The sequence below is a fragment of the Streptomyces sp. GC420 genome (genome assembly GCF_009916105.1).
Lineage (GTDB): Bacteria > Actinomycetota > Actinomycetes > Streptomycetales > Streptomycetaceae > Streptomyces.
In genome coordinates, this window is the sequence record NZ_JAAAXQ010000055.1 from 15,244 (window position 1) to 28,958 (window position 13,715).

General features: G+C 68.2%; 11 protein-coding genes and 1 tRNA gene. 6 read left to right on the top strand and 6 right to left on the bottom strand.

From position 1 onward, the window contains the following. Nucleotides 1-202 precede the first annotated feature (202 nt). Genes GUY61_RS09915 through GUY61_RS09925 form a run of 3 tightly spaced genes read right to left on the bottom strand, consistent with a single transcriptional unit; the run spans nucleotide 203 to nucleotide 3,269 of the window. The gene (locus tag GUY61_RS09915) at nucleotides 203-748 is read right to left on the bottom strand and encodes a hypothetical protein (protein ID WP_166629711.1); all 546 of its coding nucleotides are present in this window, start codon (nucleotides 746-748) and stop codon (nucleotides 203-205) included. Further along, nucleotides 748-2,829: a hypothetical protein gene (locus GUY61_RS09920; RefSeq protein ID WP_166629712.1), complete on the bottom strand. Its 2,082-nt coding sequence runs from the start codon at nucleotides 2,827-2,829 to the stop codon at nucleotides 748-750. The genes GUY61_RS09915 and GUY61_RS09920 overlap by 1 nt, the downstream gene beginning before the upstream one ends. After that, nucleotides 2,829-3,269, bottom strand: a complete 441-nt coding sequence (locus GUY61_RS09925; protein ID WP_166629713.1) for a hypothetical protein — start codon at nucleotides 3,267-3,269, stop codon at nucleotides 2,829-2,831. The genes GUY61_RS09920 and GUY61_RS09925 overlap by 1 nt, the downstream gene beginning before the upstream one ends. A gap of 474 nt (nucleotides 3,270-3,743) precedes the next feature. Between GUY61_RS09925 and GUY61_RS09930 the strand changes: the two genes are divergently transcribed. The 4 genes from GUY61_RS09930 (at nucleotide 3,744) to GUY61_RS09945 (ending at nucleotide 6,394) form a co-directional block, all read left to right on the top strand. Next, the gene (locus GUY61_RS09930) at nucleotides 3,744-4,040 is read left to right on the top strand and encodes a hypothetical protein (protein WP_166629714.1); all 297 of its coding nucleotides are present in this window, start codon (nucleotides 3,744-3,746) and stop codon (nucleotides 4,038-4,040) included. A 167-nt stretch (nucleotides 4,041-4,207) separates the two neighbouring features. Beyond that, nucleotides 4,208-4,438: a hypothetical protein gene (locus GUY61_RS09935; protein WP_166629715.1), complete on the top strand. Its 231-nt coding sequence runs from the start codon at nucleotides 4,208-4,210 to the stop codon at nucleotides 4,436-4,438. 482 nt (nucleotides 4,439-4,920) lie between these two features. Then, nucleotides 4,921-5,352 (top strand): NfeD family protein, encoded by a 432-nt coding sequence (locus GUY61_RS09940; protein WP_166629716.1) that lies wholly within the window; start codon nucleotides 4,921-4,923, stop codon nucleotides 5,350-5,352. 4 nt (nucleotides 5,353-5,356) lie between these two features. Beyond that, nucleotides 5,357-6,394 (top strand): SPFH domain-containing protein, encoded by a 1,038-nt coding sequence (locus GUY61_RS09945; RefSeq protein WP_166629717.1) that lies wholly within the window; start codon nucleotides 5,357-5,359, stop codon nucleotides 6,392-6,394. Between the two features lie 527 nt (nucleotides 6,395-6,921). On the opposite strand, the gene GUY61_RS39985 is transcribed toward GUY61_RS09945, so the two are convergent. Together GUY61_RS39985 and GUY61_RS09955 are read right to left on the bottom strand one after the other, a co-directional pair. Next, nucleotides 6,922-7,839 (bottom strand): STAS domain-containing protein, encoded by a 918-nt coding sequence (locus GUY61_RS39985; RefSeq protein WP_243766327.1) that lies wholly within the window; start codon nucleotides 7,837-7,839, stop codon nucleotides 6,922-6,924. Between the two features lie 232 nt (nucleotides 7,840-8,071). Beyond that, a tRNA-Leu gene (locus GUY61_RS09955) sits at nucleotides 8,072-8,154 on the bottom strand. Between the two features lie 476 nt (nucleotides 8,155-8,630). Here GUY61_RS09955 and GUY61_RS09960 point away from each other — a divergent pair. Both GUY61_RS09960 and GUY61_RS09965 read left to right on the top strand, forming a co-directional pair. Next, on the top strand, nucleotides 8,631-9,401 hold the full coding sequence (locus GUY61_RS09960; RefSeq protein ID WP_166629718.1) for an ABC transporter ATP-binding protein: 771 nt from the start codon (nucleotides 8,631-8,633) through the stop codon (nucleotides 9,399-9,401). Between the two features lie 114 nt (nucleotides 9,402-9,515). After that, nucleotides 9,516-12,047 carry an ABC transporter permease gene (locus GUY61_RS09965; protein WP_166629719.1) on the top strand — a complete coding sequence of 844 codons (2,532 nt, stop codon included), beginning with the start codon at nucleotides 9,516-9,518 and terminating at the stop codon, nucleotides 12,045-12,047. 127 nt (nucleotides 12,048-12,174) lie between these two features. On the opposite strand, the gene GUY61_RS09970 is transcribed toward GUY61_RS09965, so the two are convergent. Next, the gene (locus GUY61_RS09970) at nucleotides 12,175-13,476 is read right to left on the bottom strand and encodes a class I SAM-dependent methyltransferase (RefSeq protein ID WP_166629720.1); all 1,302 of its coding nucleotides are present in this window, start codon (nucleotides 13,474-13,476) and stop codon (nucleotides 12,175-12,177) included. Nucleotides 13,477-13,715 lie beyond the last annotated feature (239 nt).

Consider the following 13,715-nt stretch of genomic DNA (forward strand, 5'->3'; position numbering starts at 1 on the left):
TGCCGGAGAGGGTAGAAGCGGCCCCGACGAAGCCGGGACGGGTCAGCACTGTCAGATGGCGTGGGTCCGGCGAGCGAGACGGAAAGGAGTACGCGAGTTCTCCGCCTCATGCCGTGATCCTTCGGACGCGCAGGTGGTCCGCAGGATCACGGCATGGCACCAGAGCTTCGCTGCTGCGCCGTCCCATGGCGGCGTGGTCGGGTCAGGTGGAGCAGCCGAGCTTCTTCTTCACCTTCGGCACGAAGTCGAGGGTGAAGGCTTCGATGTCTCTGCGGCGTTCATCGACGTCGCCGCCGGCCTTCTGGCTGGTCGAGACGTACGTGACGAGGTGGTCCGTCTCGGGGCCGGCGCAGGCCGTACTGACCATGGAGTTGCGGTCGCCCAGCGCGCCCAGGCCGCCGAACGGCAGATTGTTCATCTTGGCCCGGTTCTCGAACCGGAAGCTCTCGGCGTCGTCCATCGGGTCGTAGAGTCTGTCGACCTTGTCGACCTGGAGGCTGATCACGAGCCAGTCGTCGACCGAGATCTCGCACTTCGCCGAGTTCTCCTTGGGGTCGGTCAGCGTATCGCCCACCACTTTGAGGTCCTCGCCGTCGACCAGGAACGGGTCGAGTGTCTTCTCGCTCAGCGGAACTCCGCAGGCCTCTCTTGGCACGGTGTACTCGCGCCCGCCGCCGCACGCCGTGAGAGTCAGCGCGAGGCAGCACGTGAGCGCCGGAGCGACGGCGCGGTGCAGATCCCTTTTCATCACTGGTCTCCTGTGACCCCTTCGGCCTTCTTGTTGCCGTCGTTGGCGGCGGCACCGACGGTGGAGTACACACCGTGGTCCTTGGAGTAGCCCTCGTGAGCCGGGTCCTCGGCCCACTGCTTGTTGTGCTCGTACCAGAGGTCCGCCAGGCCGCGGAGTTCCCCGTTGCGGGACTGGTAGGTCTCCTTGTGATCGGCCGTGGCGGTGTCGTTGATCTCGTTCTGCTTGTCCTGGAGCCAGGCCGAGGTGACCAGGTCCACGCCTCGCTGCACCGCGTCGCCGGCCGGATGCCACGGCGTGAGAACGCCGCCGACCACGTGATATGCCCAGGCCTTCTTCCAGGACGCGTCGGTGAGGTCCCCATCCTTCTTGTCATTGGTCGCCTGGTAGCGGGCCTCCTCCAGGAAGCCGACCGTGCGGCCCGCCCGGTCCAGACTGTCCTCGGGGTGTGCCTTCTCCGTCAGGATGTCGCCGACGATCGCCGTGTGCATCTGTGTCGTCAGCAGCGCGTAGTCGTCCTTGTTCCGGGATATCTGCTTGCTGATCTCCATCAACTGCCCGGAATCCAAGCCGTGCGACCCCAGGGGGTCGCTCATGGAGCGGTGCACGGTCTCGCCGTGGTTGCCCATCGCGTACGCCATGTCGTCGCGCATCTCCGGCGGGAAGTCGTTGCCGGTTGCCGCGAGGAACTCCACGGAGCGCTTCATGGCCTCACGCTGCTCCGGAGTGTGCGGCAGGAACTCCGCGTCGGGCGCCTTCGGGTCCGACACGCCGGAAACGGCCGCGAACATGGCCTTGCCGGCCGCGTCCCTCGCCTCGTTCGGGCCGTCGTTCAGCGGGGAGTCGTCGAAGTACGGGCGATCCTTCAGTACCCACTGCGCGTTGTCCTGCGGGTCCTTCGTGTTGAAGAATTCCGTCGAGGCGTCCGGGCTGTTGGCCAGGGCGGTCATGAAGCCCGTCATCGGGTCGCGGCCGAACTCTTCGTCGCCGATGAAGTTCATCTTCGGCACCGGCTCCATCCGGTAGAAGCGGTCCGGTAGCTTCATCTTCTTCTCTTGAGCCACCAGTTCGTTGCCGTACTTGTTGAGGAACTGGTCGTCGTAGTCGCCCGTGCGCATGAGGTTGCTCATGATCTGGAAACCGTAGGCGTCCCCGGTGCGGGAGCGGAATCGCTCGCTGCCGAGCTTCACTATGTCGTTCTCCCACTGTCGCATGGCGGGGCTGTCCGACTGGGTGGCGCCGCCCAGGACATGGCCGAGATTCTTCTGGAAGTCGCCGAGCTGGTCGAGCTGGGTGCGGGTCAGGTCCTTGGTCGTGTCGGGACTGGACAGGTCCGCCCAGAACTCCAGCATGCCCTTCGGGCCCACCTGCGTGGCGAATCTCTCCTGGAAGAGCGGATCATTCTTGTACGAGGCGAGCAGCCCGTTGACTTTCTGGAACTCCTCGGGCGACATCTCGTCGCCCTTCTCCTTGATGAGTTCGGCCGCTTCCTCGGCCTTGCGCACAGCGTCGACTGCTGCGTCGCGGTCGCCGTACTCGGCGCCGGAGAATCCGACCTCGGCCTGGTCCGCGATGGCCTTGAGGACCTGGGCAGCGGTGGAATCACTCTCGGTCGCCCTGTTCAGGATGCGCTGGACGTCGTCCCGGAGCTCGTCGACGTCCCGCTGGGAGTGCTGCGGAACGGTCGTTCCCTCGGCCGCACGGTCCGGATGGATGTTCATCGTGACGGTGAAGCCGCCTCCACCGGTGGGGACCACGGTGATGTTCTTCTGAAGGCCACGCTCAAGCGCCTGGTCGAGCTGCTGCTTGTAACCGGCCAGCTCGTCGCGGGTGTCCTTGAGGATGTTGTGGATGGTCGTCGCCTGCGTGTGCGCGTCGGCGAACTCACCGGCCGTCTTGGTGATGAACTCGCGCGAGACGGTGGCGTTGACGCCCGCCCAGTTCGCCTTGTCGGCCTTGGCCTTCATGTCGTCCCGGGCATCGCTCTCCATCGTCTTCAGCTTGTCGACCACACCCTGCCAGGCGGTTACCGCCTGGTCGAGGAGAGCGAAGTTCGCCTGGCGCAGCGTGTCGAGGTCCATCAGCGCTGCGTCCTTTCGGTGAAGCCCTTGTCGAGGGCGGCGATGCTGCTGATCGTGGTCGCGATGTGGTACTCGTCGCCGGCGTGCGCGTTCTTGGTGAAGTCCATGTGGTTGGAGATGTGCGCGACGGCGTCCAGCAGCGTCTGCAACTGCCGCTCCCACCTGTCCTGTACGTGGTGCAGGCCGCTGCCCAGGTCGAACCCCTGCGCCGTCAGGTCCTTCGCCGCGGTCTGACTCGGCGACCAGGCATCCCGGCCGTGCTTGGCCAGCGCGGTGAAGAGCTTGAAGGCGCTGTCCCCCACGGCGGCCAGGTCCTGCTGGTCCACTCTGAGGTCTCCCTGGCCGCCACCGCCTTCCGAGGGTGCCTGGTTGAGCTGCATGGCCGCGCCCCGTCTTTCGGCTGCCTGGCTCTTAAGCTGCTCCCACTCATCCCATGACATCAAAAAGCCCTCCCCGTTCGATCAGCGCCCGAACTGTCGTCCCGCCACCGGCGTATGTGGGCGGCAGGGGTCTGCCTCGCATTGGTCAAGCTGGTATGTCTCTCCGCGATCCTCCCCGCGCCTGCCGCCAGTAGGGCTTCCGCGGCTCTCGGCTCACGCGGGCGGGCCCGTGCGCTAGTCGCCCCCGTCCGTAATGATCACTTCAGCGGCCCATCGTACTGGGATACTTCGGCAGGCAAATGCGTACTCACCTCCCCGCCGTCGGCAACGCCGGGCGCTGTCCGCGCATCTGCCGCCGACGCGACGGCGGGGCCATCAGCGCCGCTGGGCGTTCTCGGCACCAAGAAGGCGGAAAGGCTGCCAGCTGTCGGCAATGTGCAAGTGCATGTCGGCGCACGAGAATAGCCATGGCGAGGGTGTGCGTCTGCAGTCGATGCCGGGTTTCCGGGAAAGCCGATTCGGGGGAAGGCGGGCATGGAAGAACTCCTGAACGCGGCGTTCGGCCTTCCCGCCACGCTCCTGACCACCGTGGTTGCCGTGGTCATCGGATTCTGGCTCTTGATGCTCTGCGGCGCCGTCGCCCATGACGTCTTCGACGCCGACGCGGCCCTGGGGCACCGCCTTCCGTGGCACTGCTCGCGGGTGCCTGATCTTGACATGGCAAGGGACCGGGGGCGTGGCCCGACTGCTGGGGAGGCACTCCGCCGTCTGCCGCAATATTCGCGCCACAGTGTCGCGTCTGGCTCGCCATCCTCGCGTACCGCCACCTGAGGGGAACGAGCCGACCACACGCCGGATCGACATCACCGCCGCCTGGGCCTCGCACCCGCACCCGCACCGGATCCGGCGACCGACGCGCCGGCCGGGCGGTCGCCGCGCACCCTGTCGGCGTACCCGTCCTCGAACATCGTCAGCAGTGACACACGAAGAGAGACAGCATGGCCAGACCTGTGCACGCGGCGATCGGGGAGCACCCCATCCTCTGCCTGATGTGCGACAACGACACATTCCGCGAGCGGGAGGTACTGCTGAACAGCACGGGGATGGAGTTCTTCAGGCTGGCGTGGGCGAACGAAGCGGCGACCGGCCTGGTCTGCTGGGCATGCGGCTACGTCCACCTGTTCGTCAACCGCGACCTCAGGCTGTACCGGAAGAAGCGAGAACGCTGAGGGAAGCCAAGCGTCCCCTGTACCGTCCTCGCCGTCGCGGGATCTCCCCCGCCTCGTCTGCCTCCTCGCCGATCAGTTCGAGGCGGACCTGGTGGGACTCGCCTGTCATGCCCAGTGGCCTGGCCAGCGCGTCGAACCCGCAGGCCTACTCGTTGGGCATCTCCCACCACGCCTCGGCGAATGCCTGATCCTTCAGGACGTAGATGTGGAGCTCGCCCCGAAGATGATCACAGGGCTGTCAGTGCGGTCACTCGTGGATTGCCCGAGATGAGTGGCCGCTGAACGAATTTCGCCGCCGCCTCAGGTTGATCTCGTGGGGAAACATTAGAATAGAGATACTTGCTAGCCGAATCTCTTCTGATGTGACGCGTCGGCGGAGTTTCGCTCGTCGGTCGGATTCAGTGCAACAACTGTTTCTGGCAGAGGCCCATTGGCTACACCACAGCCCCTCCAGCGCCCGTGCCGACCAGAAGAGGTACGTGATGGATCTTTGGCTGATCTGGTTGATCACCGCAGCTGTGCTGGCTGTGGCGGAGATCTTCACACTCACCGCGGCGCTCGGGATGCTGAGTGCGGCCGCGCTGGTCACGGCGGGGGCTGCTGCCATCGGACTGCCGCCGGCACTCCAGTTCCTGGTATTCGCCGTCGTCGCCACGGTCACCGTCCTATTCGTCCGCCCCGTCGCATTGCGTCATATCCGTCAGCCTCAAGCGGCGAGATTCGGTATAGAGGCGCTGATCGGCAGACCCGCCTATGTCGTTTCCGAGGTGACGGGCCGGGGTGGCAGAGTCCGTATCGACGGCGAGGAATGGACGGCCCGCGCCTATGACGAGACACTGGTCATCCCTGCCGGGACGACCGTCGACGTCATAGAGATCAGCGGCACCACCGCGCTCGTCTACCCTCGGGACTGAAGTCATGGAAAACTCGGCGTTCCTCGTTGCGGGTCTGATCGCCGCGCTCTTCGCGATCTTCACTGTGGTGCGGGCGGTCCGTATCGTGCCCCAGGCGCGCGCTCGCAATGTCGAGCGCCTCGGCCGATACCATCGGACCCTGAATCCCGGACTCAACCTCGTCATCCCTTACATCGACCGCGTTCATCCAGTGATCGACCTGCGGGAGCAGGTCGTGTCGTTCAGACCGCAACCGGTCATCACCGAGGACAACCTGGTCGTCGAGATCGACACCGTCCTGTACTTCCAGGTCACCGACCCGCGAGCCGCCTTCTACGAGATCGCGAATTTCCTTCAGGCCGTCGAGCAGCTCACGGTCACCACCCTGCGCAACGTCGTGGGGTCCATGGACCTGGAGAAGACGCTCACCTCACGGGACACCATCAACAGCCAGCTCCGCGGCGTGCTGGACGAGGCCACCGGCAAGTGGGGGCTGCGGGTCAATCGAGTGGAGATCAAGGCCATCGACCCCCCGCAGTCCATCAAGGACGCGATGCAGAAGCAGATGCGAGCCGAGCGAGACAAGCGGGCCGCGATTCTGGGGGCCGAAGGGCAGCGGCAATCGCAGATTCTGACCGCCGAGGGCGACAAGCAGGCGGCCGTCCTACGCGCGGAGGGCAACCGCACCGCCGCGATCCTCCAGGCGGAAGGCCAGTCGCAGGCCATCGACGAGGTGTTCCAGGCCGTACACCGCAACGATCCCGACCCCAAGCTGCTCGCCTACCAGTACCTCCAGATGCTGCCCCAGCTCGCGCAGGGCTCGGGCAACAACTTCTGGGTCATTCCCAGCGAAATCACCTCCGCGCTCCAAGGCGTGTCCCGGGCCTTCACCGAGGTGCTGCCCCAGTCAGCGGCCACTCGGGAGAAGCCGTCGGACGACATGGCCGCCCAGGCCGCCAACGACGCTGCGCAGGCGGCAGAAGCCGCTGCCGCGGCCCTCGCCGACGCGGCCAGGGCCGACGGCGTCACCTCCGACGCCCTCCCATCCAGCACGCCCCGCTGAAGCGCGCGGGACGGATCGGCCCTGATACTCCTCGCCATGGTCACCGAACGAGCGAACGCAGTCCGGTCTTCTGCCGGAAACTGTCCGCGACATGCCCCGACGTCCCGCAGCACTTTGTATGGGCACCAGCCCAAGGCGGCCCCGTCGCTGAACTCGCCGGGCAGCGGTGGCCATGCGCCGCTCGGCCCACGCACGCGGTCATCCTGGGTAGGTGCCTTCGGTGCGCTCCGGCACCTTGGGTGCGCAGACCTGCAGTCGGGTGTGCGCTTCGCGGCGAGGGCGGTCGAGAGCCCGGCCCGGTGACGCCTCGGTCGAGAGGCGTGCGCCCGTTGCAAACCCGCTGCAGCACCGGTGACCGGGGGTCACCCCTACCGACGCTGTCGCCCGTGGCCGCCTCATCGTCTCCATGCTGAGCAAGTCGCCGATCGAGCAAGCGCGGATGTGGACCGTGCGGTCGCACCTTGTGGGCGTCTGGCCGCAACGTCGTCATGGTCGAGCCCCGCAGTCCCGCCGTCATCCGGCGGCTGTCACTGCTCCTCGATCACGGCGACCGTACCGAGCCCGGCGTCGCGCAGCGTCCGCTGGACGGCGCGCCGGGCACCGCGGATCGTGAGTGCGGCGGATTCCGGCCGCAAGGTGACTGCCCGCAGCAGCGCGTAGGCGCACGCGAGGTCGAAGCGCGTGACCCGGCTCATGTCCACGAGCCATTCGGTGGCCTCGCGCAGCGGCGGGGCACGGAGGAGTTCCTCCAGCTCCCGCAGGGCGTGGGCCCCGATCTCTCCGGCCAGGACCAGCTCGGCCGGGCGGCCGTCGGGCGCGGACACCGCCATGACCGGCCCGGTCGGCGGGGTGGACGGGGATTCGGCTGCCATGGCGACCTCCTGCACTGGCCTTGGTGCGTTCCTCCTGTTTCTTCCATGGTCGCCCCGAAACGCCGGACCGCCGGACCGGGGCTCAGGTTCAGGTTCGCCGCCGTCGTCGCCGTCCTCGGCACCGTCGTCGTCGATCCTCGGCAGGCGGGTGAGCTCGCACGGGTTCCGGGCACGGAGCGGCGGCTCCGCCTGCACCGCCTCCTGCAGAATCGAGGAGAGCAGCCCGTGTAGGTTCTTGATCGTTTTCGGGCTCATCAGCTTGTGCTTCGACCCGCGCCACACCTTCGTCTGGGCCATCTGGTTCACCCAGGCCCGGACCGTCTTGCTGCTGAAGTGCTCCGTGGACCGCACGTCGCAGTTGGCGAACGTCGGGAAGACGTAGGTCTCCAGGTCGCGCACGCAGTCCGCGCGGTACCGCTCCTCGACGCCCGTGCGGTTGGCGATGCACTCCAGCGCGAAGGCCCGGAAGACGTACTGCGCCTCATCGCCGCTCGCCTGGTCGATCTGACCCCGACCTTTCACCCAACCGGGTGGCCACTGCTGAGCGTTGTCGTTGACGGCATCGCGGAACATGTTCGCTGACGTCTCGTCATCGAACCTTTCGGTTTGCCAGGGGCCCGTACGGGCGCCACCCAAGCGCCACTTCACCTGATAGCTGGTGACCCTGCCTACCCTGTCCTTACGGGTGTGCACACTCGCCATGCACCGAACGTAGCGAGGCGTGTTCCCACGGTGCTCCCACGCCGCTAAACGATCTCGCGCGTTTCACGCCGAAATAGCTGGTGAGACGTCAGGCGGAGGATTGTGCCCGGAACCGGACTCGAACCGGTACGCCCCCGAGGGGCAGCGAGGTTTAAGCTCGCCGTGTCTGCATTCCACCATCCGGGCACGCGGCTCCGGGACTGCCGGGCACATACGCAGCGCGTACGGACCACCCCAGTGTGCGCAGGGTCGAGCCTATCCGGACACATCCCCCGAAGACTGGGCCGTGAGCGTGATGTTGTCTGATTTTATTGGCGCTTGAGGGGTCATCAGTACTCGTCAGCGCACCTTCAGCACATGCCGGAGGCTGTTTCCGGCGAAGGGGACGGGCAGGGCATGGCGGGGCGGAATGACGGAAAGTAGTCCCCCTCTTCGCAGGGAGTGGTGTCCCTTTTCGAGGAGGTGGTCCCCGGGCCGCCGTCATACTCAGGGATGAGGAGACGGATCTTCCGTCAGTCCCAGGTGGACCACCGGAACCGGAGCTGCGACGGACGACAGCGGCACCCGGGCGACCGGAGGATGGAGGTGTTCCGGCCGGGTCGGGAAAGGCGCGGCCGGAACGGCTGTTCGCGTCCTTGCACCGTCGATCGGAGTGTCTCCCCGTGACCACCACCTCCACCGCCCGCAGCGCCACCGCGGTGGCCGCCCGGGCCACCGAACTGTCCAAGATCTACGGGCAGGGTGAGACCCAGGTGGTCGCCCTGGACCGGGTCACGGTCGACTTCCACCAGGCCGAGTTCACCGCGATCATGGGTCCGTCCGGCTCCGGCAAGTCCACGCTGATGCACTGCGTGGCCGGGCTCGACACCTTCAGCAGCGGCTCCGTCGTCATCGGCGGCACCGAACTCGGCACGCTCAAGGACAAGCAGCTCACCCAGCTGCGCCGGGACAAGATCGGCTTCATCTTCCAGGCGTTCAACCTGCTGCCCACCCTGACCGCGGCCGAGAACATCACGCTGCCGATGGACATAGCGGGCCGCAAGCCCGACAAGGAGTGGCTGGCCCGCGTCATCGACATGGTGGGCCTGAGGGACCGGCTCGGCCACCGCCCCGCGCAGCTCTCCGGCGGACAGCAGCAGCGCGTGGCCGTGGCCCGTGCGCTGGCCGCGCGCCCCGAGATCATCTTCGGTGACGAGCCCACCGGAAACCTGGACTCGCGCTCCGGCGCCGAGGTGCTGGGCTTCCTGCGCAACTCCGTGCGGGAGCTGGGCCAGACCGTCGTCATGGTGACCCACGACCCGGTCGCCGCGGCCTACGCGGACCGGGTGGTCTTCCTGGCGGACGGCCGGATCGTCGACGAGATGCTCCAGCCCTCCGCGGACAAGGTCCTCGACCGCATGAAGGCCTTCGACGCCAAGGGCCGCACGAGCTGAGCCACCGGGGCGGCAGGCCCGCCCCGAGCGCACCCCGGCACCACCAGCGCCTCCCACCGACGCCGTCCGCCCGCCACGTCACCGGGCCACCCGACCCCAGGACTTACGACTCCCATGTTCCGCACCGCCTTGCGCAACGTACTCGCGCACAAGGCCAGGCTGCTGATGACCGTGCTCGCCGTCATGCTCGGCGTTGCCTTCGTCTCCGGCACCCTGGTGTTCACCGACACCCTCGGCAACGCCTTCCGCAACCAGTCGGCGAAGAGCTACGACAACGTCGCGGTCGCCGTCACCTCGTACGCCGACGGGGACGACAAGCAGAACCCCGGCATCAGTGAGAAGACCGTCGACAGGATCGCCGCCCTCGACGGAGCCGCGGACGCGTCGGGCCGGGTCTCCGGTTTCGCCGGCGTCGCCGACCGGGACGGCAAGCTGATCGGCAACGGCTGGGCCAACACGGGTGTCAACTTCGCGCCCGGCAAGGACGGCAAGGACGAGCGCTACGACTTCACCGAGGGCAGCGGACCCACCCGGTCCGGCCAGATCGCCCTCGACGAGGACTCCGCCGCCAAGGGCGGCTACAAGGTCGGCGACCCCGTGCGCGTCTCCACCAACGGGCCGGTGAAGGAGTACCGGCTCGCCGGGATCTTCACCACCGAGGACGGCGCGGTCAGCGCCGGCGGCAGCCTGGTCCTCTTCGAGACCTCCGCCGCCCAGAAGCTCTACCTCCAGCCGGGCTTCTTCAGCGAGGTGACCGTCATGGCCGCCCCCGGCGCCTCGGACACCGGGCTCCTCGACGAGGTCGAGCAGCTCCTGCCCTCGGACGGCACCGCCGAGGCGAGGACCGGAGCAGAGCTCGCCGACGAGCAGGCGAAGCAGATCGAGAACGGCATGGCCAACATGAACCAGGGGATGCTGGCCTTCGCCGCCATCGCGCTCTTCGTCGGCATCTTCCTGATCTCCAACACCTTCACCATGCTGGTCGCCCAGCGCACCAAGGAACTGGCCCTGCTGCGCGCCGTCGGCGCCTCCCGCAGGCAGGTCACGCGCTCGGTGCTGATCGAGGCCACGGTGGTCGGCGCGATCGCCGCCGCGGTCGGCTTCGTTCTCGGTCTGGCGCTGGCGGTCGGACTGCGGTCCCTGATGGGCTCGTTCGACATGAAGATCCCGGACGGACCGCTGATCGTCGCCCCGACGACGCTTCTCGCCGCCTTCGCCGTCGGTGTGCTGATCACCGTGCTGGCCGCCTGGCTGCCCGCCCGCCGCGCCGCGAAGATCCCTCCGGTCGCCGCGATGAGCAGTGTGCACGCGGTCGCCTCCACCAAGTCGCTGGTGGTACGGAACTCCATCGGCGCCTTCTTCACGCTGCTCGGCGCGGCGGGGATCGTCGCGGGTGCGGCGGCCGGCTCCGACGGCCGGATGATGCTCGGGGCCGGTGCCTTCCTCGCCCTGGTCGGTGTGATCGTGCTGATCCCGCTGCTGTCCCGGCCGGTGATCGCGCTGGTGCGGCCGCTGCTGCTGGGCCTGTTCGGCGTGTCGGGCAAGCTGGCCGGCCAGAACGCGGTGCGCAACCCGCGCCGCACCGGCGCCACCGCCTCTGCCCTGGCCATCGGCCTGACGCTGGTCACGGGCCTGTCGGTGCTCGGCGTCACGGTCGGCCGGGCCGTGGACAAGATGACCACGGACAACATCAAGGCCGACTACATGATCACGATGGCCAACGGCACGGATCTGGACCAGTCCGCGCTGACCGCCCTGCAGAAGGCCCCGGGTGCCACCGCGGTCTCCCCGCAGCAGGCCTCGTGGCTCGACCTCGACGGCGGCGGCCTCTCGACCTCGGGTGTCATTCCCGGGGACTTCGAGGAGGTCATCGCCCTGGAGACGGTCTCGGGCTCGCTGGACACGCTGGCGGACGGACGGATCGCGGTCGCCGAGAAGACGGCCGAGTCCCGCGGCTGGAAGGTCGGCGACACCGTGAAGGTGACGTTCGACGACGAGAAGAAGGGTGAGCTGACCGTCGGCGCCGTCTTCACCGACAACGAGTTCGTCTCGCCCGTCGTGGCGTCCACCGAGGTGCTGAACGCGCACGAGAACAAGCCGTACATCCCGCAGATCTTCGTGAAGACGGCCGGCGGGGCGAGCGAGAAGAACGAGCAGGCTCTCGTCGACGCGCTCGGCGCCAACCCGGCGATCAGTGTCATGAACCGGCAGGACATCCGCGACGAGTTCGGCGGCATGATCAACATGATGCTGAACATCCTGTACGGCCTGCTGGCGATGGCCCTGGTCATCGCGGTGCTGGGGGTGGTGAACACCCTCGCCATGTCGGTGTTCGAGCGGCAGCAGGAGATCGGCATGCTGCGGGCGATCGGCCTCGACCGCCGCCGTGTGAAGCGGATGATCCGTCTGGAGGCCGTGGTCATCTCGGTGTTCGGCGCGCTGGTCGGTGTCGGTCTCGGCTCCTTCCTGGGCTGGGCGGTCGGCCAGAGCCTCAAGTCGTCGATCCCGGGCTACTCGCTCGTCATCCCCTGGGACCGGATCGGACTGTTCCTGCTGCTGGCGGCGCTGGTCGGTGTGCTGGCCGCGCTGTGGCCGGCGCGCAGCGCGGCCCGGCTGAACGTGCTGACGGCAATCAAGTCCGAGTAACCGCCGCCGGCTCCTCGCCGTCAGGACGGTACGCAGGTACGCAGGTACGCAGGTACGCAGGTACGCAGGTACGTACGACGGGCCCGCACCCTCCCGGGGTGCGGGCCCGTCGTCGCGTACCCGTGGGCTATCCGCGCCACTCCCGCGTCCTGAGCGGCAGCCCCGAGCGGCCGTCCTCGGGGGTGCGCACGGCCAGGATCTGGTTCACGCCGATGTCGCCCCGTTCGAAGGCGATCGCGCACGCCGCCATGTAGAGCCGCCAGACCCGGGCCCTGCCGGGCGAGGTCAGCCGTACCGCGCGGGCCCAGTCCGACTCCAGCGCGGCCACCCAGCGGCGCAGCGTCAGGGCGTAGTGCTCGCGGATCGACTCCACGTCGCGCACCTCGAGGCCGGCGTCCTCCAGACTGGCGACGGTGCGGCCGAGAGGGGCCAGCTCGCCGTCGGGGAAGACGTAGGAGTCGATGAACTCGTTGAGTTCGTAGGCGTCCTCGTCGGCCATCGGGCGGCGGGCGATCTGGTGGTTGAGGAGCCGCGCGCCGGGCTTGAGGAGGCGGTACAGGATGTCCGCGTAGGCGCGGTAGCGGACCGAGCCGACGTGCTCGGCCATCCCGATGGAGGAGATCGCGTCGTACGGCCCGTCGTCTACGTCCCGGTAGTCCTGTACCCGGATCTCGACGCGGTCCGCCAGCCCCTCCTCGGCGATCCGCTTGCGGGCGTACGCCGCCTGCTCGGTGGACAGGGTGATGCCGACGACCCGGGCCCCGTGCTCGCGAGCCGCGTGGGCGGCCATGGAGCCCCAGCCGCAGCCGACGTCGAGCAGCCGGTCGCCGGGCTTCAACGCGAGCTTGCGGCAGACGAGTTCGAGCTTGTCGTGCTGGGCCTGCTCCAGGGTGGAGTCCGGGGACTCCCAGTAGGCGCACGAGTAGACCATGGACGGGCCCAGCACCAGCTCGTAGAAGTCGTTGCCGACGTCGTAGTGGTGGCTGATCGCCCGCCGGTCGCGGCGCCTGGTGTGCAGCAGGCCACCGCGCCGCCGGGCCTCCTCACGGGGCGGCAGCGGGGGCGGCCAGGGCCCGGCCAGCGCGGCGAGTTCACGGACCGCGGCGCGCGCCTCCGGGTCGCGCAGCCGCGCCGCGAGGGAGGGGCCGGGCTCCTGGTCGTCGCGCTCCCACAGCACCCCCGAGAGGCGCCCCAGGGCCTCGTAGAGGTTCCCCTCGAAGTCGATCTCACCGGCCACCCAGGCCCTTGCGGCACCCAGCTCTCCCGGCCGCCACAGCATTCTGCGCAGCGCCCGCCGGTGCCGTACGACGAGGACCGGCGCCCCGGCCGGGCCCGTCTCGCTGCCGTCCCAGGCCCGCAATCGGACCGGCAGCGGTACTCCCAGAAGTCTCTCGGCGACAGTCCCCAGCCTCGAAGCCGCGTCCGCCATGGCGCGCACCTTTCGTCTTCCGTTCCCACAAGGCCGACACCACCCAAACACCGGCGGTGCGCGGTTGCAGTCCCGTTGGCGGTCGGCACTCGGCAAATTCCCCCGCCCGGCCATCGGACGCTCCCGCCCCCTACAGGGCAACGCTGCCGGAATCTGCGCGACCTCCACAGGGCCGTACGGGAAAGGGCGGGAACATCCGGGAACGCCCGAAGGGGCACCCGCACCACGGATGGCGGGTG

Coding starts and splice junctions, on each gene's coding strand:
- GUY61_RS09915 (WP_166629711.1), bottom strand. CDS start 748: ATGAAAAGGGATCTGCACCGCGCCGTCGCTCCGGCGCTCACGTGCTGC.
- GUY61_RS09920 (WP_166629712.1), bottom strand. CDS start 2,829: ATGGACCTCGACACGCTGCGCCAGGCGAACTTCGCTCTCCTCGACCAG.
- GUY61_RS09925 (WP_166629713.1), bottom strand. CDS start 3,269: ATGTCATGGGATGAGTGGGAGCAGCTTAAGAGCCAGGCAGCCGAAAGA.
- GUY61_RS09930 (WP_166629714.1), top strand. CDS start 3,744: ATGGAAGAACTCCTGAACGCGGCGTTCGGCCTTCCCGCCACGCTCCTG.
- GUY61_RS09935 (WP_166629715.1), top strand. CDS start 4,208: ATGGCCAGACCTGTGCACGCGGCGATCGGGGAGCACCCCATCCTCTGC.
- GUY61_RS09940 (WP_166629716.1), top strand. CDS start 4,921: ATGGATCTTTGGCTGATCTGGTTGATCACCGCAGCTGTGCTGGCTGTG.
- GUY61_RS09945 (WP_166629717.1), top strand. CDS start 5,357: ATGGAAAACTCGGCGTTCCTCGTTGCGGGTCTGATCGCCGCGCTCTTC.
- GUY61_RS39985 (WP_243766327.1), bottom strand. CDS start 7,839: ATGTTCCGCGATGCCGTCAACGACAACGCTCAGCAGTGGCCACCCGGT.
- GUY61_RS09965 (WP_166629719.1), top strand. CDS start 9,516: ATGTTCCGCACCGCCTTGCGCAACGTACTCGCGCACAAGGCCAGGCTG.
- GUY61_RS09970 (WP_166629720.1), bottom strand. CDS start 13,476: ATGGCGGACGCGGCTTCGAGGCTGGGGACTGTCGCCGAGAGACTTCTG.